Here is a 22,635-nt window from a genome sequence, read left to right as displayed (position 1 = left end):
GCGGTTGAATGGGCCAGGCGATGTGGCGATCGTCGCTAAAGACAACGGGGGCAGTGCCGATACAGCAACCGTGACTCTGCCGAGAACGCCCATGTATTCACGTCCACTCATCCGTCTAGCCGCTCCTTTGGCTCTGACCTTGCTGTTCCCCTTCGCTGTCGGATTCGACTGGCCCGCTTCGGTGCGCTGGGCGATCCTGGCGACCATGACCCTCAGTTGGTTGGGTTTCGCTGCCTGGGTGACGTATTCCCAGTTCCGGCCTAATCCGGACCAGGCCCGCATCCTGCGCGAGCAGGACCAACTGCTCAACGAACTGCGCACGTTCGTCAGCAACGAAGTCGACGGTTCGCGCTCGGAAGTCGAGCGTGCCCGCGAACTGATCCGCCAGGCCGTGTCCGGCCTGGGTGGCAGCTTCGAAGCGATGAATCGCAAATCGCGTCAGCAAAGCCAGGCACTGGCCCGCATCGTCGACCGCGCCGGTGACGATGGCAGCGCCGGCGTCGACGTCGCCCGCTTCGCCCAGCACGCCAGCTCCCGTATGGAGCAGTTGGTGGAAGCGCTGGAACAGGTGAGCGGCCAAAGCACCAATACCGTCCATCACATCGACGAGATGGCGCAGCATCTGGATGGCATCTTCGCGCTGCTGGAAGACGTCAAGTCGATTGCCGACCAGACCAACCTGCTGGCCTTGAACGCCGCCATCGAAGCAGCGCGTGCCGGTGAAGCCGGTCGCGGCTTCGCCGTGGTTGCCGACGAGGTGCGCAACCTGTCCGAGCGTTCCACCACCTTCAACGAGCAGATCCGCAAGCTGGCACACAGCTCCAAGGAATCGATCGCCAAGGTGCGTGAAACGGTCTCGCAGCTGGCCTCGCGCCACATGGACCGCTCCCGCGAGGCGCGCCATGAATCGGCCGCCATGCTGGAGAACGTCGCCCAGATCAACGCCTCGTTGGGCGATGGCATGCGCGAGATCTCCGAATGCGCACGCTCGATCGATGGCAGCGTGGCCGAAGCGGTGCGTGCCCTGCAGTTCGAGGACATCGCCACGCAGACGCTGAGCGGTATCCACACCCACCTGGATCGCCTGACCGCGATCAACCGCGAAGCGGTGGCGCTGCAGGAACTGCTGCATCGCAATGGCGGCGTGTACGACAGCGACCTGGTCGCCGCGCTGGCCAAGGTGTCCAACCGCCTTCGCGACATGCGCGTGGAGTGGGAGCGCCCGCCGCACAAGCCGGTGGCGCAGCAAGGCATGGGTGCCGGCACGGTCGAGTTGTTCTAAGACCGATGCCGCCACGCAGCTGCTGATTCCGACATTCCCCGGCCTTCCGGGGATTTGTCGTTCCGTTACGACCTGGTGTTCCGCCCATGACGCTTGTTGCCCCGACCATCGATGCCCCTACCGCCGCACTGCAGGCCGCTGCATTGGCAGCCGCACAAGCCGAGCGCATCGCGCAAAGCGATGCAGCCAGGCCTGCATTGCGGCGCGTCCGCATGCCGGCCGCGCTGGAACGGCTGGAACACAGCGCACGCGCGGAGCTGCTGGCCCTGATCAACCCGCGCCGTGCATGCAGCGAAGAAGAACTGCTGTTTGCAACCGTGGCCTGGGATCTCGGTCTGGATGGTGCCGCGGTCAGCGGATCGGCGCGGTAAGCCCAGCGCCGCACAGCGGGGCATGCCTCGGCAGGCGCTCCGCCGTGTTGTTTGAACTGCCCGATCTCAGCTTTCTGAGCCGTCCACTGCTTTCGCTGCTCCCGGGAGCGCTGATGCCGTGCGCACGCGCTCCTTGTCCCCCTGCCCGGCCGAGACGCGCTCACACCGGCGGTGGTTTGTCAGGTCTGGCCAAAGCCTCTACCATCCACCTCTCCTCCTGAGCCCGTCACCAACCCGGGCGATCAGCATGCTGCCTTCTTCGGACTGAGCGCTGGATGTCATGAAAATCCGTTGCCTGGCGTTGTGTGCGGCAGCCTTTTCTCACTCGGCCACTGCGGCAGATGACAAGGTGTATCTCGAATTTCTCTGGGATGCCCGCCCACCTCATTCGATTGCCCGCCAGCAAACCATCCAGTTTTTGACCGATGGTCAGCACACTCACCAGGTGTGTGTCGCGACCAATCTCGCCGAGACCGATGTAGGTGGGTTGGTAGTGAAGGCCTTCGATGCCTCCGGGCAGGAAGTGTCGAGCCACCAGTACCCCGACTACCGTGGCGTCAAGCACTGTTACGATGCCGATCTGGGCCAGGGAGGCAAGCCTGGCCTATGGACATTTCGCGCTAGCACAGGAGATGGGCGCACGGGGGAAGAGACGCTGCAGGTCCATGCCAGGCTGGCAGACTCACCCCTGTCGAATGATCCGGGAACACCGTATGTCGTCGGCCGCCCGAACTATGACGCAGCGATCCCACCGGCCGAGTGGCATGGCCGCCTTATCTGGGAAATGCAGGTCAATCCGCAAGGCACCGTGACCGGGGTCACCGTGGTGACAGCGGAAGGCGTTGGCTTGAAACTTCGCAGCCGTGCGATCGCGGCCGGCTATCTGTCGCTTTTCTTCCCTGATCAACGGCGAGCGCGCACACCGCTGCTCTGGAGGCGCGAGCTGTTGTTCGAACCGGAATGACCGGTAGGATGTCGATTGATCACACTGCATCAGTCGATGCTTACCGGGTGAAACGGCTACGCCGGCAGTCATGCATGCACGTACGGGACAACAGCCCTGGTTCTTCGTCGCGCCATCGAGCCATTCTGGATCCGTTCGGAGGATGCTCCAATCGCTTCCGGGGAGATCCATAACATCCCGCATTGATCCATTAGGCGATGCGTCTGGACCGGACTGTGCCCCTGGCCAGCAACGACCCCATCTAGGTGTCTGCAGCAGAAAGTGCCAATACCCCGTGGGATGAGCAGGCGCGATCCGCGCCGCTTGCGATGCACGTGCTGGACATCACGTAGGGATTTGGCTCAGATCGCCAGCAACAGGCAAGCAGCAAAGCTGTCGCCTGTCCTCGTACCGCAGCGGCACGGAGCCGATCACATCACTGGGTGATCGTGCGCGACACCACATATGCGCAGCCAGCAGGTCAGCGGCTTAGCTGGCAATCACCAGCCGTGCGCCCAACCGCATGCCGGCGTCGGCTTCGCGCAACCACTGCGCCATGTCGCGCGGCGATAGCGGGCGTGAGTAGAAGTAACCCTGGATTTCGTCGCAGCCCTGCTGGCGCAGCAGTGCATCTTCCTGCACGGTTTCCACGCCTTCTGCGACCACCTGCATGCCCAGGGCATGCCCCAGATGGACGATGGCCTGGGTGACTTCGGCCGTGTTGGCGTCGTCGAGCATGCCCTGCACGAAGCTTCGGTCGATCTTCAGACGCTGTACCGGGAACCGGTTGAGGTAATGCAGGTTCGAGAAGCCGGTGCCGAAGTCGTCCACCGCCAGCAGCACGCCGTTCTGTTCGAACAATTCGAAGCAGCGGCGTAGCGAATCGGAGTCGCGAATCAAGGCAGATTCGGTCAGCTCCAGCTCCAGGCGTGAAGGCGGCCAGCCATTGTCGCGGCAGATTTCCAGCACGCGCTCGGCAAAGCCGCGTTCGCGCAATTGCACCGCAGACACATTCACCGCAACGCGGCTGAAATGCAGCCCGGCCCGATCCCAGACCACGGCCTGACGACACGCTTCGCCGATGACCCACTCGCCCAGACGCACGATCTCGCCGCATTCTTCGGCAATCGGGATGAATTCGACCGGGCTGCAGGGACCATGGCCAGGGCGATTCCAGCGCATCAGCGCTTCGATCGCCGGCGATGCATCGTCCACGGTGTTGACCAGCGGCTGATAGACCAGCGTGAATTCTTCGCGGTCGAGCGCGCCTTGCAGCGCATGCTCCAGCTCCAGGCGGCGCTGCGCCCGCAGCAGCACGTCCTGGCTGTAGTAATGGTACGTATTGCGCCCGGACTCCTTGGCTGCGTACATCGCCGCGTCGGCGGCGCGCAGCAGGCTGTCGAAATCCGATAGCCCTTCGCCCTGCAGCGCGATGCCGATGCTGGCGCCGAGCTTGAGGGTGACGTGCTCCTTGCGTAGCGGCTCGCCGAGCGCAGCAATCAGTTTGCGCGCCACGTGGCCGGCATCTTCGGGCTCGGACATATCGCGCAGCAGCACGATGAATTCGTCGTCGCTGAAGCGGCCGAACAGGTCGCTATTACGCAGATGCTGATGCAGGCGCGCCGAGGCAAGCTTGAGCAGGTTGTCGCCGGTGGCATGGCCAAACGAATCGTTGATGCTTTTGAAGCCATCCAGATCGATCAACAGCATCGCCAGTGTCTGGCCGCGCTCGTTCGCTTCGCGAATGGCGTTTTCTGCCTGCTCGCGCAACAGGAAGCGGTTCGGCAAACCGGTCAGGCGGTCGTAATGGGCAAGCAACTCGATGCGCTCGTTGGCTTCGCGTTCGCGGGTGATATCGCGGAACAAGGCAACAAACCGCGGCGGCAAGCCCTCACGACGATCCAGCTCGATCAGTACCTGCACCCAGACACGCTGGCCGGAGTTGCGATAGAAACACAGCTCCAGCTGTTCGGGCAGTCCGCCATCGGAGATCCGCAGCAGCGCCGCCTCGAAGGCGTCGCGCGAATCCTGCGTATACAGCGACAGCGCCTGCTCCAGGGTGATGTTTTCCTTGCGCAGGCCGTGAATGCGATAGCACTCCTCGGTCCATTGCATGCGCCGGGTGTCGACCTCGATCTCGCAGCCGCCGATCTTGCCCAGCGCGGACACGCGATTGAGCAATTCGGTGCGCCAACGGATCAGCGCGTCGGTCTGGCGTTGTTCGGTGACGTTCTGCAGCTGGCCAAGCACGCGCACCATGCTGCCGTCGCCATCGAACACCGGCTGTGCCCACACCCGCAGATGATGCGGGTTGGCACCGAGCAGGCCGTTGATTTCCAGTTCGAAATGCACCGGCATGCCTTCGTGCTTGATCTTGCGCCAGGCGCTGCGCAGTTGCGCGACCGAAGGCCCAGCCAGCAGGCGCAGGATGTCGCGGATGCCTTGCAGACGAACATGGGTCATGCCCAGTTGTTGCAGGAAATCCTGCGACACCCACAGGGCATCGTGATGCGAATCCCAGCTCCAGCTCCCCATGCTGGCGATGCGCTGGGCTTCTTCGAGCTGTGCCTGCTGCTCGCGCAGCTGCTGCTCGAGCAATTTTTGATGGTGCACGTCGGTATGCGTGCCGACCATGCGCAATGGACGTCCGTCCGCGGTCCGCGATACCACGCGGCCGCGATCCAGGATCCAGCGCCACTGGCCGTCGTGCTGGCGTAGCCGAAATTCGGCCACATAGGTATCGGTACGGCCTTCCAGATGCGCCTGCACCGCCGCGCTGACATGCGCATGGTCTTCCGGATGAATCAGCCCGGACAAGGCAGTGAGATTGTTCGGCAGCGGCTGCTCGGAATAACCGAGCATGCGCGTCCAGCGCTCGGAGCGGTACACCACATCGGCCGGAATATCCCAATCCCACAAGCCATGATCGGCGCTGTCCAGGCCTATCTCCCAGCGACTGGTGCCATCGGCACCCTTGGGCTCGGGAATGCTCAGGGTGAATGCCATGATCTGGCCGTGCTCGTCGCAGACCGCACGCAGCCAGCCCTCCAGCCGCCCGCCGCCGGTGCCTGGCAATACGCAGGGCGCCATGCCCCCGCTTTCGGCCAATTGGGCACGGCTGCTTTCCAACACATCGGCGTATGCGCCGAGGGTTGCCGGCAATCCGAGGGATTGTGCAACGCGGTTGGCCGCCAGAGGCTGGCCATGCGCATCCAACAACACCACCGCCGAGGTCAGCGGGTGCTGCAGCATGCTTGCAATGACGCCTGAGTCCACTCTGGAACACTCCGAAGAATCGACCCCGGCCTTCGGAGTCGCAATGGATAACGGCCGTGCCGGCCAATAGTTGAGGCACCTGTTGCGAGCTGGACCGAACCGGCCCGAGTTGCGGCTAAGATGGCCGCATCGCCAGCACTCAAGGTCGTCCGCGGATCCATGCAACAGCCCGTCGCCGCGCCCGCATTTTCGTCTGCCCCCGTCTCCTGCCTCCGTCTGGCCGAGCGCCTGCAGCAAGGCTTGTGGACACTGACCGGCCTGTACCTGCTGGTTGGCGTGATCTGGCTGCTGCTGGGTAACCGGCTGCTCAACCTGGCCGGCGCCGCCATGCCGGAGCGCTGGTCGGATGCGAGCTTTCTGGTGCTGTCCAGCATCGTCATCCACCTGGTGCTGCGCCGCTTTACCGGCTTGATCGTGGACGAGTACGCCCAGCTGGCGCAGTCCGAGGCGTTGCTGCAAGCCAAGTTCCTGGCATTGCCCAGCCCGGCCTTCATTTACGACCTGGCCACCATGCGCATCCTCGACGCCAATCCGGCGGCGCTGGAATTCTTCGGCTGGGAGCGCGACGAGTTCCTGCAGCAGACGCTGCAGGCGATCTGGCCCAATGCCGATGGCGAGCGGCTGGAAGAGATCATTGCGCAGATCCGTGGCAAGGGCGATGCCACCTGCGTGTTGAACGAAGACCTGATGACGCGCAGCGGCCCGCGGCATGTCGAGGTGCGCAGCAACCAGCTGCATCTGGCCAGCGGCCCTGCCCGCCTGGTCGTCACCGTAGACCGTAGCGAAGAGCGCCGGGCGCAGGATCTGCGCGACGAGGCGCTCGAACGCCTGGAAGAGGCGCAGAGCATCGCGCGGCTGGGCTCCTGGCAACTGGATCGCACCACCGGCCTGGGGCGCTATTCGCCGGCGGTCTACCGCCTTCTGGGGCGCAGCGTGCCGATGCACCGTCGTGAGCATCGGCTGGAAGAATTGCTGACCGCCTCCGACAGCGCGACCCAGGTGCGCATCGAACGCATGATCGAAGACATGTGTACCGGTGGCGAGGTGCAGATCGATGTGCTGCTGCCGCTGACCGGTGGCGATTCGCAACCGCGCACGGTGCATCTGCGCGCCGAAAGCGTGACCAGTCCCAGCGGCGTGCGCCATGTGCACGGCACCTTGCAGGACGTGAGCGAACGCGAGCAATCGCGCCGGCTGCTGCGCGAACGCGAGGAGCAGTTTCGCGAACTGGTGCGCGTGCTGCCCGACGGTGTGCTGATTCTCGCCGACGAGCATGTGATGTACGCCAACGCGGCCGGCTCGGCCCAGTTCGGCTTCCATGGCGAAACCATCCTGGGCGAACCACTGCAGACCCTGGTGGGCGACAACGACCTGCCGGTGGTGCGCGAATACCTGCGCGCAGGCAGCGATCGCAATGAGCCGGTCTCCAGCGCACGCGCGATGCGTCGTCGCGACGGCAGCACCTTCTACGCAGGTCTGTCGGCCGGCGACATCCGCTACGGCGGACGCAGCTGCAAGTTGCTGGTGGTGCGCGATCTGAGCGAACCCGAGCGCATGCGCGATGCCCTGGCCGAGAGCAATGCCGAACTGCAGGCGATGGCCAAACGTCTGTTTTCGTTGCAGGAAGATGAGCGGCGTGCCATCTCGCGCGACCTGCATGACGACATCGGGCAAGCGATCACTGCGATGAAGTTGTCTGCGCACGCAGCCCTGGATGAGCCGGACGCGGACGCGCGCCGCGAGGACTTGCTGGAAGTCGTGTCGCTGGCCGACACCACGGTGACCAAGCTGCGCAATCTGTCGATGCTGTTGCGCCCGCCACAACTCGATGCCCTGGGCCTGGAGGCAGCGCTGCGTTGGCAGGCATCGATGCTGTTCCGCGCCTCGCAGGTTCGGCTGGAGCTCGATATTCAGGCACTCGAGGAACGGCCGGGCAACGAGATCGAACAGGCCTGCTTCCGGATCGCGCAGGAAAGCCTGACCAATGCGTTGCGGCACGCCTGCGCCGGCGAAGTGCACCTGCGTCTGCATTCGATCGATGGCGACAGTTTCCGCCTGGAAGTCAGCGATGACGGCGATGGTTTCGAGCCGGAAGGTCCGCGTGGGCTGGGGCTGATCGTGATGCGTGAGCGTGCGCAAACCGTCGGCGGCACGCTCGCGATAGAATCAGCCCCCGGAGCAGGCACGCGCGTGACGTTGCGCCTGCCCTATCACCCGGTCGGCGAGTCCGTCCACGACGATGGTGGACGTTGAGTCATGTGGAGTCCCGTAATCCCGCCCGGACTGGAAATCGTCAAGCCCACCCGGCTTGGCGCGGGCAACCCCGAATTGCTGCACCTGGTGGATGCGGCCGCGTCCGGCGGCCCGCCGCTGATGATCTTCCACGTCGATATCGATCACTTCGCCTCGATCAACGAGAACATGAGTGGCGAGGTCGGCGACCAGGCGCTGACGCTGGCAGCGCGCAGGCTGCAGGAATTTCTCGGCACGCGCGGCAAGCTGTGGCGCCACGGCAGCGATGAAATGGTGGTTGTGGCGGTGCGCCGCGACGACACGCCCCTGCCGGAAGATTTTGCCGAGGAAATCCGCCAGCAACTTGAACTGCCGCTGTCGGTGCTGCCGTATACCTTGTTCATGACCGGCAAGGTCGGCATCAGCCTGTGTCCGGAACATTCCACCTCATTGTCCACGCTGCTGGATTACGCCGAAGAAGCCAGCTACCAGGCCGCGCGCGAAGGCGGCAACACGGTGCGGCTGTACACGCGCAACTCGGCCACCAACGCGCATAGCGAAAGCATCATTGCGCGGCAGATCGTCGATGCGATTCCGCACGGCGAATTGCGCCTGCGCTATCAGCCGCTGGTGAGTGCGCGCGACGGCCGCATCGTGGGCATGGAAGCGCTGCTGCGCTGGCAATCGCCCACCCTGGGCATGCTGGTGCCGGAACGCTTCATGCGTACCGCCGAGCGCCTGGGCGTGATCGTGCAGATCGGCGAATGGGTATTGCAGAACGCAGTACGCCAGGCGCGGCTGTGGCGCGACCAGGGTTTCGACGATTTCAGCATTGCAGTGAATGTTTCCACACTGCAGCTGCTGCGCCCGGGCTTCTTCAACGAAGTCATGGCGATGCTGCAGACCGCCGGTGTGCCGGCGCAGTTCGTCACGCTGGAGATCAACGAAAGCGCGCTGACCAACAACGTCAATTTCGTCCACGAGACGATGGCCAATCTGCGCAACGAAGGCATCAGCCTGAGCCTGGACAACTTCGGCACCGGCGATTCCAGCCTGAGCGCGTTGGTGCGCTACCCGGTGGACCGGCTCAAGATCGACCGCAGCTTCATCAAGAGCGCACCGGCCGGCAGCCGCGAGGCGGCGATTGCGCGCGCTATTATCGCCATGGGCCACCAGCTCGGCATGACGGTGATTGCCAATGGCGTGGAATCGCAGGCGCAGCTGGGCTTTTTGCGCCGCAACGATTGCGACATCTTCCAGGGCTACCTGTTCGGCGAGCCGATGTCAGCCGAGTCGGCCGGCATGGCACTGCGTCGCCGCTACCTGCGCCCGGAATCATTTGCCGAAAGCCGCCCCGACCGCACGCTCTTGCTGCTGGACGACGAAGAAAACGTGCTGCGCTCGCTGGTGCGGCTGTTCCGCCGCGACGGTTACCGGATTCTGGCAGCCGGCAACGTGCGCGACGCCTTCGACCTGCTGGCCACCAACGATGTGCAGGTGATCCTGTCGGACCAGCGCATGAGCGACATGAGCGGCACCGAGTTCCTGGGCCGGGTCAAGATGCTCTACCCGGACACGGTGCGCCTGGTGCTCTCCGGCTACACCGACCTGGCCACCGTCACCGAGGCCATCAACCGCGGCGCGATCTACCGTTTCCTGACCAAGCCCTGGAACGACGACGAGCTGCGCGAGCACATTCGCCAGGCATTCCGCACGCATGATGAGTTGCGTAATGGCCGGGAATAGGGAATCGGGATTGGGGAATCGGTAGAGCAGACCTCTGCGTCTTGTTGCTTCTCAGACACGCAACCAGATCAAGCGAGCGAAAAGCTACCTTACCGATTCCCGATTCCCAGCGCGTCAGCGCTACCGCGGCTGCCGGATCGGTAGCGTGATCCTGAAACTGGCACCCTGCCCTGGCGTGCTTTCCACGTCGATGCGGCCGTGGTGCTTGTTGATGATGCCGTAGGAAATCGACAGGCCCAGGCCGGTGCCGCTGCCGACCGGCTTGGTGGTGAAGAATGGGTCGAAGATGCGCTGCAACAGATCCGGGGCGATGCCGGCACCGCTGTCCTGGAACTGGATCCAGACGTTTTCTGCTTCGTCGCGACCGGTGGTCACGGTGATCGTGCCGCGCTCGACGATGGCCTGGCCGGCGTTGAGCAGCATGTTCATGTAGACCTGGTTGAGCTCGGATGGCAGGCACTCCACCAGCGGCAACTCGGCGTAGTTGCGCTCCAGCGTGACCTTGTACTTGAGCTCGTTCCAGATGATGTTGATGGTGGATTCCAGACCCGCATGCAGGTCGACCATCTTCCACGACTCGGACCGGTCCGAGTACGAGAAGTCCTTGAGGTCGCGCACGATGCGGGTCACCCGCTCGATGCCTTCGCGCGATTCGGCCATCAATTGCGGCAGATCGCGGCTGATGAAGTCGATGTCGGCGCGGTTGCGGATTTCGTCGATTTCCGGAATCAGCGCCTTGGGATCCGGCGCCTGCAGCGCGCGCTCGTAGGCTTCGATCAGGGTGAACAAGCTGCGCAGATATTCCTGCAGGCTGCCCAGATTGGAGTGCACATAACCGATCGGATTGTTGATTTCGTGCGCCACGCCTGCGGCCAGCTGGCCGATGGAGGCCATCTTTTCCGATTGCAGCAATTTGTCCTGCGCACCGTTCAGGCGCAGATAGGCCTGGCGTAATTCGGCATGGCGCTGTTGCAGCTCGCGCTCGTAATCCTGCTGGCCTTCGATGTTGTGGAACAGCGCCAGAAAATGCCCGGGCCCGGACTCTTCGTTGTAATACAGATGCGCGATGACCACCCGGTCGGCGACCGGCAGGCTACCGGTCCAGCTGCCCTTGCTGCGCGCCTGATTGAGTGCGTCCGATGGCAATACCTGCGAAATGCGCTCGCCCAGATTGCGGTCGTCGGTGGGGTCTTCCTTGCACAGGCTCTGGCGTGCGATGGCATTGGCCAGAATCAGCTTGCCGTCTGCGCGGAACAACAGCAGCCCCTCCATCATCTGGTCGCCGAAGGCGCGCAGGATATCCGGGGAAGGCAGTAAGGCTTGATTGAGAAAAAACTTGGCGGTCACGGGAGCAGGCGGCGTAGAGGATGCCTCAATATACGCCGAACCATTGACGCTCCGTATTGTCGTCTTGCATTACCCGGCGATGGGACGCAGAGCCAACGGCACCTGCCTGCTCGCCCACGCTTGCCGCACCATCTGCAACCTGGCGTGCTGCAGAACAGCGTGCACCTCAGGCCACTGCCAACGAACGCCCGCCGCGCAGCACGCTCGATTGCCCCTTGGCATCGTAGGACGGCGCACTTTCGGTGCGGCCCAGGTGACGCAGCGCCCAGTTCACTTCGCGGCGCCGGCGTGCCAGCAGCGCGCCATTGGCGCGGTTGGCTTCGGCCAGCTCACGCAGCCGCTCTTCTTCGCCTGCAGGCATCGCCGCTTCCAGCGCTTGCAGCGCCGACAGCTTGTCCTGCGTGTGTCGCATCAGCCCATCGATGTCGTTCTCGAGTAATGCCTGGCGTTCGCCGGCCAGCGCATCGCTGAGACGTTGCAGGAACTCGTTCACGTTCATCCTTTCCGTCGGGGATCAACCCGCCAGTTGCTGATTCAGATCCATCATGCGGCTGGCGATGGCGTCCGGGTTGATGGAATAGCTGCCGTTCTGCAATGCATCCTTCACCGCCTGGACGCGACCGGTGTCGATCGCCGAGGACTGCGAAAGCTCGCGCTGCAGGTTCTGCAGGTTGGTGGCTTCGCCGGTCAACTTGACGCTGTCGGTCGGCGGGGTTGCGGCAACCGGGGACGCGCGGTCTTCGCCGGCCGAAGCGATCTTGCTGCTGGTGGCCGTGGTGCGAAGGGTGGCAGCGGTCGGTAGATTGCCTTCGATTTTCTGGGTCATGTCAGGAACTCCTCTACAGGTCGTAGGGGATAACGGCACCCAGAAAAAAAACTTTATAGAAATTTTTTACCTGGAGACCACAACGGTTCCGCTCGCTTCAACGATGCCCTGCACCACCCGGCGCGAGGACGAATTTTCCACCGACACGCGCTCGTTTTCGCCGGCGTCCGACAGGGCGCGACCACTCATGCGCACCTCCAGCCCGCCATTGCGCGAGACCAGCGGCACGGTGTCGCCGCGCCGGACCAGCCGCTGTGTCACCAGATCGTTGGCCGAGAGCAGCGAGCCGGCCGGCAGGACGCGGCGGGCGGTCTTGCCCACCGCAGCGACCGGGTCGGCCAGCACCGCGCCGACGATGCGGGCGGCGTCACGCTTCTCGATACTGATATCGGCCAGCGAGATGGTTTCTCCAGCGCTGATGCCGCGGCGCAAGACCAGCACGTCCTGGTTGCGACGCACCTTCAACGGCACGAACAGGCGCCAGCCGGCCGGCTGCGGGCACGCCACTTCCACCGTATTGGTGCCGGTGGGCTGCGCCTGCAGCGCGATCGGGCAAGCCGGCATGCGCAGGCCCGGATCGAGCGTGGCCTCGGCCTCGGCGTCCGGGCCGACGGTGGCCAGCGCCGCAGCACGAATGGAATCGACGGACTGATAGCTCTGGGCCCAGGCCGGAGCGGCAGCCAACAAGATGACAAGCAGGAGCAGGCGCATGGGACCAGATCCGGAGGAAGACGGGACAGGCGTTGCAAGCGGCGTGCCTGTTTTTTGCCGGGATTGGGGAATCGGGATTGGGGATTCGTAAAAGCGGCCTTGCGGGTGATTCATTTATCCACTGCCGAAGCCCCTTCACCGACCGGATCTCTTCGACAACCATACCGAGCTCTCAAGGATGCAGAAGCAGCAGCGGCAGACAAACTCGCTAATGCACGCTTTAAGCGAATCCCTAATCCCAAATCACCTCATCCCGGCGCTTGAGCGAATCCCCAATCCCCAATCCCAACAGCGCCCCGACCAACCATAAAGCCCTCAAGTTTCCCGAGGGCGCTGTCGATATCTGCCCCATGACCCACGATCTGCTCAACCGCATCGACCAGCGCACGCGACTGGCTGGCCACAACCGACTGGCCCTGCTGCTGTTCCGGCTGGGCGGACGCCAGCTTTTTGGCGTCAACGTCTTCAAGGTGCAGGAAGTGCTGCGCCGGCCGGAACTGTTCCAGGTGCCTGGCCTGCCGACCGAGTTCGCCGGCGTGGCCGACGTGCGCGGGCGCTCGGTGCCGGTGCTGGATCTGGGCCTGGCCATCGGCCACCCGGAACGCGATTCGCATTCGGAAAACGGCCCCGGCTATTTGGTCGTTGCCGAGTTCAACCGCTCGGTCCAGGGTTTCCTGGTCAGCGGAGTGGAACGCATCGTCAATATCGCGGTGGAGGATATCCACCCGCCGCCGGAACTGGGTGCCGAAGCCACTTATTTGACGGCGGTGACGCGTTTCCAGGGCGAGCTGATCCAGGTCATCGACGTGGAGAGCGTGCTGGCCGATATCGCCAAGGTGAGCAAGGACGTGCAGCTGGATCCCTCGCTGCAGCTGGTGGCCTACGACCGCCAGTTCCAGGTACTGGTGGTGGACGATTCGCGCGTGGCGCGGCAGCAGATCCGCAGCGTGCTCGACCAGTTGGGTGTTTCGGCAACCCTGCTGTCCGATGGCCGCCAGGCGCTGGATCACCTGCTGCAGGTGGCCGCCTCGGGCGAAAACCCGGCCGACCGCTATGCCATGGTGATCTCCGACATCGAAATGCCGGCAATGGACGGCTATACGCTGACGACGGAAATCCGGCGCACGCCGGGCCTGCAAGGCCTGTATGTGCTGTTGCACACCTCCCTGTCGGGCGTGTTCAACAACGCAATGGTCGAGCAGGTGGGCGCCAATGCCTTCGTGGCCAAATACAGCGCCCATGAACTGGCCGACTATGTGCTGGCCCGCCTGAAAGTGGTCGCCGAAGCGGCCTGAGCAAGACCAAGCGGCTGCCGGGTCGGAGCCGATGGCAACCACAAGGTGCTGCCTAGCTGCAAAAGCACTGCAGCGCAGAAAGGTGAGGCAAGCGCGTCCACGCGATTTCGACGTCACATCTGCTGACGCCAGACTGCGCCTCGGAACTGTCGAACCTTCCGGCCTGTGAGTGTGACCGCGCCAATTCCGCGACGGATGGCGTGGCCATCGCGTTTCCGGACAGCAAGCTGCCGTGCGCCGGCAGCGTCGATCATTCTCCGCGTTCCATAGCCCGTACCACCTCGATTGGCACAAACATTGCTTCCTCCCTGGCAACACTTCGCGGGAGAGCACCGTGTCCAGCCCCTTCTCTTCGTTCCTCGGCGTCCATGGCGACGCGTTGACGCTGCGCGAGCAGCGCATGAAGCTCATTGCCAGCAATCTGAGCAACGTGGACACGCCCGGGTACAAGGCCAAGGACCTGAACTTCGAGGCGGCGCTGAAGTCGGCGCAGGGCGAGCAGGATGGCGGTCTGCTGCAGACCACCGACGCCAGGCATTACGAAGTGGGCGGCGGCGCCGGGCTCAACCCCTTCCAGTTCACCCGCGAAGCCGATCAGCCCAGCCTTGACGGCAATACCGTCGATCCCGATGCCGAACGCGCCGCCTACGGCCGCGCCGCGCTGGAATACCGCGCGTCGTTGAGCTTCCTCGAATCCAAGGTGCGCTCGATGCTCACCGCGATCACGGGCCAATAAGTCATGAGCAATCTTCCCATCTTCGATGTGGCCGGCTCGGCGCTGCACGCGCAGTCGGTGCGCCTGAGCACCATTGCCTCCAACCTGGCCAACGCCGATTCGGTCGCAGGCTCGGCCGAGGCGACCTACAAGCCGATCGAGCCGATCTTCCAGGCCCAGCAAAGCCGCCAGGACCCCAGCCTGACCTCGGTGAACGTCAAGGAGATCACCACCACCAATGCGCCGCCGATCCGCCGCTACGAACCCGGCCACCCGCTGGCTGACGCCGACGGCTACGTGTTCTCGCCCGACGTGGATCCGGTCTCGCAGATGGTCAACATGATTTCCGCCTCGCGCAATTACCAGGCAGGCGTGGAAATGCTCAATACCGCCAAGGAACTGGCGCTCGCGACCCTCACCATGGGTCGCTGACCCTTCCTAGCTGACCCTTACCAACGGAATACTCCACATGAGCACGATCGGCAGCGATCTCTACAAAAGCCTTGGCCTGAGTACCAGCAGCACCGTCGCCAAGAAGGAGGAGGCACTCGGCCAGGCCGACTTCCTCAAATTGATGACCGAACAGCTGCAGCATCAAGACCCGCTCAAGCCGATGGAAAACAGCGCGTTTCTCGGGCAATTGGCGCAGTTTTCCACCGTGCAGGGCATTGGCGACCTCAATACCAAGGTCAGCAACTTTTCCGATTCGATGAACAGCGACCAGGTGCTCAAGGGCGCGGCGCTGGTTGGCCACAACGTGCTGGTGCCCTCGGCGCAGGTAGCGATCGATGCCACCGGCTCGGCCAAGGGCGTGGTGGCCGCGACTTCGGCCGGTTTCGTCAATTTCGAAATCACCGACGCCAACGGCACCTTCGTCAAACAGATCAGCGTGCCGGCCAGCGCCGCCGGTGAGGTGTCCTTCGACTGGGATGGCACCGACGCAAACGGCAATCGCATGGCGGCCGGCAAATACGGCGTGACTGCCACCCAGACCGACACCGCCGGCTCCAAAAGCAAGTTGTCTACCTATGTCCAGGCACCGGTGGACAGCGTCACGATCGGCTCGGACGGGTTGTATCTCAACCTGACCGGGCTAGGCACTTCCCCGCTCGCCAACGTGCTCCGCGTCAGCTGAGCCGGCAACCAACACCTAAAGGAACTCATCCATGGGCTTCAATACCTCGTTGTCCGGCATCAACGCAGCCAATGCCGATCTGAACGTCACCTCCAACAACATCGCAAACGTCAACACGACCGGGTTCAAGGAATCGCGCGCCGAATTTGCCGACATGTTCCAGAGCACCAGCTATGGCCTGTCGCGCAATGCGGTCGGTTCGGGCGTGCGCGTCAGCAACGTGGCGCAGCAGTTCTCGCAGGGCAATATCGACCCGACCGGGCGCAGCCTGGACCTGGCGGTCTCCGGCGAAGGCTTCTTCACCGTCTCGTCCAACGGCGCCAAGATGTACACCCGCGCCGGCAATTTCCAGACCGATGCCAACGGCTATGTGGTCAACCCGCAGGGCGCACGCCTGCAGGTGTTCGCGCCCAATCCCAGCGGCAACGGGTTTGACGTGGGCCGCCTGTCGGACCTGCAGTTGCTGACCACCGACAGCCCGCCGAAATCCACCTCCACGGTCAACCTGGCCTTCACCCTGCCCGGCAATGCCACCGCGCCGACGGTGACCCCGTTCAACCCGGCCGACGACAAGACCTATAGCCATTCCACCGGCGGCATCAATGTCTACGATTCGCTGGGCGTCAGCCATGTGCAGACCTCCTACTTCGTCAAGACCGCCAACCCCAACGAGTGGCAGGTCTACAACTACGTGGACGGCGCTGCGGTCGGTGCCCCGACCACCCTGCAGTTCTCCGATACCGGCGCGCTGACAACCCCGGCCAACGGCATCATCGCGATGGACCCGTTCACCCCGAGCACCGGCGCGGGCGTGCTGAACATGCAGCTCAACGTCACTGGCTCCACCCAGTACGGCGAAGCCTTCGCCCTGCGCGATACGCGCCAGGACGGTTACGCCAGCGGCAAGCTCAACGAAATCAGCATCGACACCAGCGGCGTGGTGTTCGCGCGCTATTCCAACGGTGCCGACAAGCCGCTGGGCCAGGTGGCGCTGAGCAGCTTCGTCAACCCGCAGGGCCTGCAGTCGCAGGGCAACAACATGTGGGCCGAGAGCTACACCTCCGGTGCCGCCCGCACCGGCGCGCCGGACACCTCGGACCTGGGCCAGATCGAATCCGGCTCGCTGGAAGCCTCCACGGTGGACCTGACCGAGCAGCTGGTGAACATGATCGTGGCCCAGCGCAACTTCCAGGCCAACTCGCAGATGATCTCGACCCAGGACCAGGTCACCCAGACGATCATCAATATTCGTTAAAAGCCGGGATTGGTGATTCGGGATTAGGGATTGGTAAAAGCCGGCACTCCGTCAATCGGTGACCGGCCCTGCCCCCTCAAATCCCGAGTCGCAACAGTCCGCCTTTACGAATCCCCAATCCCGAATCTCAAGTCTCGGTGTCCCATGGATAAAGCCCTCTACGTCGCGATGACCGGTGCCCGCGCCTCACTGCAGGCGCAAAGCACCGTCTCGCATAATCTCGCCAATGTCGATACGGTGGGATTCAAGGCCGCGTTGGCCAACACCGAGGCGTTCAAGATCCAGGGCAAGGGCTATCCGTCGCGGATCGATGCGCTGCATGTAGACCAAGGGTTCGATCGTAGCCAGGGCCATCAGAAGGTCACCGGCAACCCGCTGGACGTGTCGCTGCAACAGGACCGCTGGTTGGCGGTGCAGTCGCCCGACGGCAGCGAGGCCTACACCCGCAACGGCGAATTGGCGCTCACCGCCAATGGCCAGCTGGTCACCGCCAACGGACACGCGGTGCTGGACGAAGGCGGCAACCCGATGACCGTCCCACCGCACCAGGCGATGGAGATCGGCAGCGACGGCAGTATTTCTATCATTCCGCAGGGCGAAGGCCCGCAGACCATGGCCATCGTCGGCAAGATGAAGGTGGTGGATGCGCCCGCCGACCGTTTGACGCGGCGCCCCGACGGGCTGATGCGCAACACCAGCACCGACCCGGCACAGGCGTTCGCGGTGGCCACCGGCAAGACCATCAACAGCGGCATGTTGGAAGGCAGCAACGTGGACGCGGCCGGCGCGCTGGTTGAAATGATCCAGTTGCAGCGGCAGTTCGAAATGCAGGTCAAGATCATCAAGAACGGCGACGACAACGCGCAATCGGCCAATTCGCTGTTGCGGGTGAGCGGCTAAGCGCCACTGGCGCCCACGGCCGCACCCTCGGTTGGCTCACCGCTCTGCCGAGCACCTTGATGGCCGCGCCCGGGTTCGCTGCAGAGCAGCTGGTTTGTGACTTGGCTGCAGGGTCCTTGCCCGCCCACCATCGCGGGACACGCCGCAAGTACGTCCTTGTAGGCTCTTACGCGGCATCCATGCCGCGTAAGGTCCCGCTACGGTGGGCGGGCCAGGATCTGTCGAGATGGTCGGTGCGCATGGTGCACACAATGCCTGACGTGGGCTGCTGGGATCACGGCCCATCCAGTCATCTTCTCCATGCAGGCCTCAGACCTGGCAATGGACAAGTTTTAAGGGAGGAACCGACAAACTCTCTGGTGCGGTGTCCTCGCCGCTTGCAGGACCGTTGGCGGCATGGATGCCGCCATCGAGCCCCCAGGGATGGGTTCACGGCGTGTCCCGCGAGCGGAGAGGGCACCGCGCACTCGACAGATCCAGCTTTTGCCTCAAGCCCGGACCAAGCTCAAGCAAGACACGGCCAACAACCCACCCGCTTGCCGCCAAGCGCGTCCGCCACCTGATCGGGCAGATTTCAAAGCGGATCCATCGCCAGCCCCCCTGCTGCAGCTGACACCTGCTCCCAGCTGCCGCCCTGCCCCACGCAGCCCGCAGCACCCCCACTCCACGTGACCCACTGCACACCCGGCAGAAATCCGACGCGGGTTTGGCACGGCACGTGCATATACCCACCCGTACCCGGAACACATCCCCGGGTCTAACGAGGAATCGGGTCATGAATCAGGCTTTGTGGGTCGCCAAAACCGGGCTGGATGCGCAGCAGACGCGCATGTCGGTCATTTCCAACAACCTGGCCAATACCAATACCACCGGCTTCAAGCGCGACCGTGCCGCGTTCGAAGACCTGTTGTACCAACAGGTGCGTGCGCCCGGCGGTTCCACCTCCGCGCAGACGCAGCTGCCGACCGGCCTGCAACTGGGTACCGGCGTGCGCGTGGTGTCCACCTTCAAGGGGTTCGACCAGGGCAGCCAGCAGCAGACCGGCCGCGCGCTGGACGTGATGGTCAACGGTCGCGGTTTCTTCGAAGTGCAGATGCCCGACGGCACCTCCGCCTACACCCGCGACGGCACCTTCCAGATCAACGCCCAGGGCGAACTGGTCACCAACAGCGGCTACCCGCTGCAGCCGGGCATCCAGGTGCCGGAAGGCGCGCAGTCGCTGACCATCGGCAACGACGGCACCATCAGCGTGACGCTGGCCGGCCAGGCCGCCGCGCAGGAAATCGGCGCATTGACGCTGACCGACTTCATCAATCCCTCGGGCCTGCAGGCCAAGGGCGAAAACCTGTTCGTCGAAACCACCGCTTCGGGCCCCGCACAAAACGGCACGCCTGGCCTCAACGGCCTGGGCACCACCGTGCAGGGCGCGCTGGAAGGCAGCAACGTCAATACGGTGGAAGAGCTGGTGAGCATGATCGAGACGCAGCGCGCCTACGAAATGAATGCCAAGGCCATCTCCACCACCGACTCGATGCTCGGTTACTTGAACAACAACGTCTGATCGGCTCGCCGCTCCTCGCCCTCTCAGGAATCAACGCCATGTCACGCCTGCCTTCTCTCTCCCGCCTGTGCCTCGCCATTGCCTGCAGCGCGCTGCTGGGTGGCTGCGTGGCCGCCGGCGATGTACGTCCGTTCGCCGAACTGGCGCCGATCGTGCCGGTGGTGGCACCGGTGGCGCAGCCGACCGCCGGTGCGATCTACGCCGCCGGCCCCAGCCTGAACCTGTATGGCGATCGCCGTGCCCGCGATGTCGGCGATCTGCTGACGGTGAACCTGGTCGAAAGCACTACCGCCTCGTCCACCGCCAACACCAGCATCAGCAAGAAGGACGCCACTACCATGGGCGCGCCGACGCTGCTGGGCGCACCGCTCACCGTGGGTGGCTTGAATGTGCTGGAAAACAGCACCAGCGGCGACCGCAGCTTTGCCGGCAAGGGCAACACCGCGCAGAGCAACCGCATGCAGGGCAGCGTCACCGTCACCGTGATGCAACGCCTGCCCAACGGCAACCTGGTGATCCAGGGGCAGAAGAACCTGCGCCTGACCCAGGGCGACGAACTGGTGCAGGTGCAAGGCATCGTGCGCGCCGCCGACATCGCCCCGGACAACACCGTGCCCTCCAGCAAGGTCGCCGACGCCCGCATCGCTTACGGCGGCCGCGGCGCGATCGCGCAGTCCAATGCAATGGGCTGGCTGAGCCGCTTCTTCAATTCCCGTCTGTCGCCCTACTGAGCCTGCGACCATGAACCTGTCTTCCCTGCCCTTCCGTCTGCTGGCTGCCGCCGTCGCGCTGTGCGCGATTGCCGCGCCGGCCAGCGCCGAGCGCATCAAGGATCTTGCCCAGGTCGGCGGCGTGCGCGGCAACGCGCTGGTCGGCTACGGCCTGGTGGTTGGCCTGGACGGCAGCGGCGACCGTACCAGCCAGGCACCCTTCACCGTGCAGAGCCTGAAGAACCTGCTCGGCGAGCTGGGCGTCAATGTTCCGGCGAACGTCAACCCGCAGCTGAAAAACGTCGCGGCCGTGGCCATCCATGCCGAATTGCCGCCGTTCGCCAAGCCCGGCCAGCCCATCGACATCACCGTTTCCTCGATCGCCAACGCGGTATCGCTGCGTGGCGGCTCGCTGCTGATGGCACCGCTGAAAGGCGCCGATGGCCAGGTCTATGCGATGGCGCAGGGCAACCTGGTCGTTGGCGGCTTCGGTGCGCAAGGCAAGGACGGTTCGCGCGTTTCGGTCAATGTGCCCAGCGTCGGGCGCATTCCCAACGGCGCCACCGTCGAACGTGCATTGCCGGACGTGTTCGCCGGTACCGGCGAGATCACCCTCAACCTGCACCAGAACGACTTCACCACCGTCTCGCGCATGGTCGCGGCGATCGACAGCAGCTTCGGCGCCGGCACCGCGCGTGCGGTCGACGGCGTGACCGTGGCGGTGCGCTCGCCGACCGACCCGGGTGCGCGGATCGGCCTGTTGTCGCGGCTGGAAAACGTCGAGCTCTCCCCGGGCGATGCACCGGCCAAGGTGGTGGTCAATGCGCGTACCGGCACCGTGGTCATCGGCCAGCTGGTGCGGGTGATGCCGGCCGCCATCGCGCATGGCTCGCTCACCGTCACCATCAGCGAAAACACCAACGTCAGCCAGCCGGGCGCCTTCAGTGGCGGCCGCACTGCGGTGACCCAGCAATCGACGATCACGGCCACCTCCGAAGGCAGCCGCATGTTCAAGTTCGAAGGCGGCACCACGCTCGATCAGATCGTACGCGCAGTCAACGAAGTGGGCGCCGCGCCCGGCGACCTGGTGGCCATCCTGGAAGCGCTCAAGCAAGCCGGTGCGCTGACGGCGGAGCTAGAGGTGATCTGACATGCGTATCGCAGCCTCGCCCATTGATCTCAACCCGAGCACCAAGGCCGATCCGGCAAAGATCGACAAGGTCTCCCGTCAGCTCGAAGGTCAGTTCGCGCAGATGCTGGTCAAGAGCATGCGCGATGCGAGCTCCGGCGACCCGATGTTTCCGGGCCAAAACCAGATGTTCCGCGAAATGTACGACCAGCAGATGGCCAAGGCGTTGACCGACGGCAAGGGGCTGGGACTGTCGGCGATGATCTCCAAGCAGCTCAGTGGCGACACTGGCGGCCCGGCCTTGAACACCTCGTTGAACACTGCCGAAGCGGCCAAGGCGTACGCCCTGGTTGCCGGCAAGCGCGACGCCTCGTTGCCGCTGCCCGCCCGCGACGGCGCGGCCACCGGCATCACGACCAGCAGCGTGGCGAAGGCGGCCCTGGGCGCAGGCAACTTGAGCGGCATCGGCATGAGCCAGGTGCTGGATCTGATTGCCGGGCGTACCGGCGCTGGCGAAGCCGGCAGCGACGATGCTGCAGCACTGAGCTGGCCGTCGGCCAACGATCGCTGGGCCGATGTGGCCGCCAGCGATGCAGCCGATGCCAATGCCGCGGTCAATGCGAGCGCCGCCAGCAGCGCCGCTGCCAGCCTGGGCGAACGCACCCCGGAAGGCTTTGTCGCCAAGATCTGGACGCATGCGCAAAAGGCTGCGCGCGAACTGGGTGTGGACCCGCGCGCGCTGGTGGCCCAGGCCGCATTGGAAACCGGTTGGGGCCGTCGCGGCATCGGCAACGGTGGCGACTCCAACAACCTGTTCGGCATCAAGGCCACCGGCTGGAGCGGCGACAAGGTCACCACCGGCACCCACGAATACGTCAACGGCGTCAAAACCACCGAAACCGCCGATTTCCGCGCCTATGGCTCGGCCGAGGAGAGTTTTGCCGACTACGTGCGGCTGCTGAAGAACAACAGCCGTTACCAGCCCGCGCTGCAGGCCGGCACCGATATCAAGGGTTTTGCACGCGGCTTGCAACAAGCCGGATACGCCACCGATCCGGGCTATGCGGCCAAGATCGCGGCGATCGCCAACGGCCCGACCATCGACCGTGCGGTGGCCGCCATCGGCAACGCGGCGGCCGATCTGTCCAACCGCTATGCCAGTACCGTCGAGCCGGTCGGGCTCGGCACCATCCGTCGCTGA

The 22,635-nt window shown here is 64.3% G+C and carries 20 protein-coding genes; 15 read left to right on the top strand and 5 right to left on the bottom strand.

Going from position 1 to position 22,635, the window contains the following annotated elements; translation table 11 throughout:
• Positions 1–4: 4 nt before the first annotated feature.
• From AC1POX_RS10990 to AC1POX_RS10980, 3 genes are all read left to right on the top strand, one after another.
• Complete coding sequence (locus AC1POX_RS10990; RefSeq protein ID WP_014090132.1) at positions 5–1,282, top strand: methyl-accepting chemotaxis protein; 1,278 nt, start codon at positions 5–7, stop codon at positions 1,280–1,282.
• A gap of 86 nt (positions 1,283–1,368) precedes the next feature.
• Positions 1,369–1,653: a hypothetical protein gene (locus AC1POX_RS10985; protein ID WP_011347295.1), complete on the top strand. Its 285-nt coding sequence runs from the start codon at positions 1,369–1,371 to the stop codon at positions 1,651–1,653.
• Positions 1,654–1,933: 280 nt separating this feature from the next.
• Positions 1,934–2,617, top strand: coding sequence for a hypothetical protein (locus AC1POX_RS10980; RefSeq protein WP_136733662.1), 684 nt, complete (start codon positions 1,934–1,936; stop codon positions 2,615–2,617).
• Between the two features lie 468 nt (positions 2,618–3,085).
• Here AC1POX_RS10980 and AC1POX_RS10975 read toward each other — a convergent pair whose 3' ends face one another.
• Positions 3,086–5,872: a sensor domain-containing protein gene (locus tag AC1POX_RS10975; protein ID WP_372356151.1), complete on the bottom strand. Its 2,787-nt coding sequence runs from the start codon at positions 5,870–5,872 to the stop codon at positions 3,086–3,088.
• Positions 5,873–5,992: 120 nt separating this feature from the next.
• Between AC1POX_RS10975 and AC1POX_RS10970 the strand changes: the two genes are divergently transcribed.
• Positions 5,993–8,125 (top strand): sensor histidine kinase, encoded by a 2,133-nt coding sequence (locus tag AC1POX_RS10970; RefSeq protein WP_029819371.1) that lies wholly within the window; start codon positions 5,993–5,995, stop codon positions 8,123–8,125.
• 3 nt (positions 8,126–8,128) lie between these two features.
• Positions 8,129–9,850 carry an EAL domain-containing protein gene (locus AC1POX_RS10965; protein WP_008575790.1) on the top strand — a complete coding sequence of 574 codons (1,722 nt, stop codon included), beginning with the start codon at positions 8,129–8,131 and terminating at the stop codon, positions 9,848–9,850.
• A 120-nt stretch (positions 9,851–9,970) separates the two neighbouring features.
• On the opposite strand, the gene AC1POX_RS10960 is transcribed toward AC1POX_RS10965, so the two are convergent.
• The 4 genes from AC1POX_RS10960 to flgA all read right to left on the bottom strand — a co-directional run bounded on the left by AC1POX_RS10960 (position 9,971) and on the right by flgA (position 12,734).
• A complete protein-coding gene (locus AC1POX_RS10960) occupies positions 9,971–11,197 on the bottom strand; it encodes an ATP-binding protein (RefSeq protein ID WP_008575791.1) in 1,227 nt (408 codons plus the stop codon).
• A gap of 166 nt (positions 11,198–11,363) precedes the next feature.
• Complete coding sequence (locus AC1POX_RS10955; protein ID WP_003482942.1) at positions 11,364–11,696, bottom strand: flagella protein; 333 nt, start codon at positions 11,694–11,696, stop codon at positions 11,364–11,366.
• Between the two features lie 15 nt (positions 11,697–11,711).
• Positions 11,712–12,023 carry a flagellar biosynthesis anti-sigma factor FlgM gene (gene flgM, locus AC1POX_RS10950; RefSeq protein ID WP_003482943.1) on the bottom strand — a complete coding sequence of 104 codons (312 nt, stop codon included), beginning with the start codon at positions 12,021–12,023 and terminating at the stop codon, positions 11,712–11,714.
• 66 nt (positions 12,024–12,089) lie between these two features.
• Positions 12,090–12,734 carry a flagellar basal body P-ring formation chaperone FlgA gene (gene flgA, locus AC1POX_RS10945; protein WP_008575794.1) on the bottom strand — a complete coding sequence of 215 codons (645 nt, stop codon included), beginning with the start codon at positions 12,732–12,734 and terminating at the stop codon, positions 12,090–12,092.
• A 350-nt stretch (positions 12,735–13,084) separates the two neighbouring features.
• Between flgA and AC1POX_RS10940 the strand changes: the two genes are divergently transcribed.
• From AC1POX_RS10940 to AC1POX_RS10895, 10 genes are all read left to right on the top strand, one after another.
• Positions 13,085–14,029 (top strand): chemotaxis protein CheV, encoded by a 945-nt coding sequence (locus AC1POX_RS10940; protein WP_003482947.1) that lies wholly within the window; start codon positions 13,085–13,087, stop codon positions 14,027–14,029.
• Positions 14,030–14,363: 334 nt separating this feature from the next.
• On the top strand, positions 14,364–14,765 hold the full coding sequence (flgB, locus tag AC1POX_RS10935; RefSeq protein WP_122272769.1) for a flagellar basal body rod protein FlgB: 402 nt from the start codon (positions 14,364–14,366) through the stop codon (positions 14,763–14,765).
• Positions 14,766–14,768: 3 nt separating this feature from the next.
• On the top strand, positions 14,769–15,176 hold the full coding sequence (gene flgC / locus AC1POX_RS10930) for a flagellar basal body rod protein FlgC (RefSeq protein ID WP_005914451.1): 408 nt from the start codon (positions 14,769–14,771) through the stop codon (positions 15,174–15,176).
• 37 nt (positions 15,177–15,213) lie between these two features.
• Entirely contained in the window at positions 15,214–15,879 is a 666-nt protein-coding gene (locus AC1POX_RS10925) for a flagellar hook assembly protein FlgD (protein WP_005914450.1), read from the top strand.
• A 31-nt stretch (positions 15,880–15,910) separates the two neighbouring features.
• On the top strand, positions 15,911–17,134 hold the full coding sequence (gene flgE / locus AC1POX_RS10920; RefSeq protein WP_003482957.1) for a flagellar hook protein FlgE: 1,224 nt from the start codon (positions 15,911–15,913) through the stop codon (positions 17,132–17,134).
• A 144-nt stretch (positions 17,135–17,278) separates the two neighbouring features.
• Positions 17,279–18,034: a flagellar basal-body rod protein FlgF gene (gene flgF, locus AC1POX_RS10915; protein ID WP_372356150.1), complete on the top strand. Its 756-nt coding sequence runs from the start codon at positions 17,279–17,281 to the stop codon at positions 18,032–18,034.
• Between the two features lie 775 nt (positions 18,035–18,809).
• Positions 18,810–19,595 carry a flagellar basal-body rod protein FlgG gene (gene flgG / locus AC1POX_RS10910; RefSeq protein ID WP_003482961.1) on the top strand — a complete coding sequence of 262 codons (786 nt, stop codon included), beginning with the start codon at positions 18,810–18,812 and terminating at the stop codon, positions 19,593–19,595.
• 38 nt (positions 19,596–19,633) lie between these two features.
• The gene (gene flgH, locus AC1POX_RS10905; protein WP_005914445.1) at positions 19,634–20,326 is read left to right on the top strand and encodes a flagellar basal body L-ring protein FlgH; all 693 of its coding nucleotides are present in this window, start codon (positions 19,634–19,636) and stop codon (positions 20,324–20,326) included.
• Between the two features lie 10 nt (positions 20,327–20,336).
• Complete coding sequence (locus tag AC1POX_RS10900; protein ID WP_007971976.1) at positions 20,337–21,455, top strand: flagellar basal body P-ring protein FlgI; 1,119 nt, start codon at positions 20,337–20,339, stop codon at positions 21,453–21,455.
• 1 nt (position 21,456) lies between these two features.
• Entirely contained in the window at positions 21,457–22,635 is a 1,179-nt protein-coding gene (locus tag AC1POX_RS10895; protein WP_008575959.1) for a flagellar assembly peptidoglycan hydrolase FlgJ, read from the top strand.

Source organism: Xanthomonas sp. NCPPB 3442, assembly GCF_056725145.1.
This window is presented reverse-complemented; position numbering and strand designations above follow the sequence as displayed.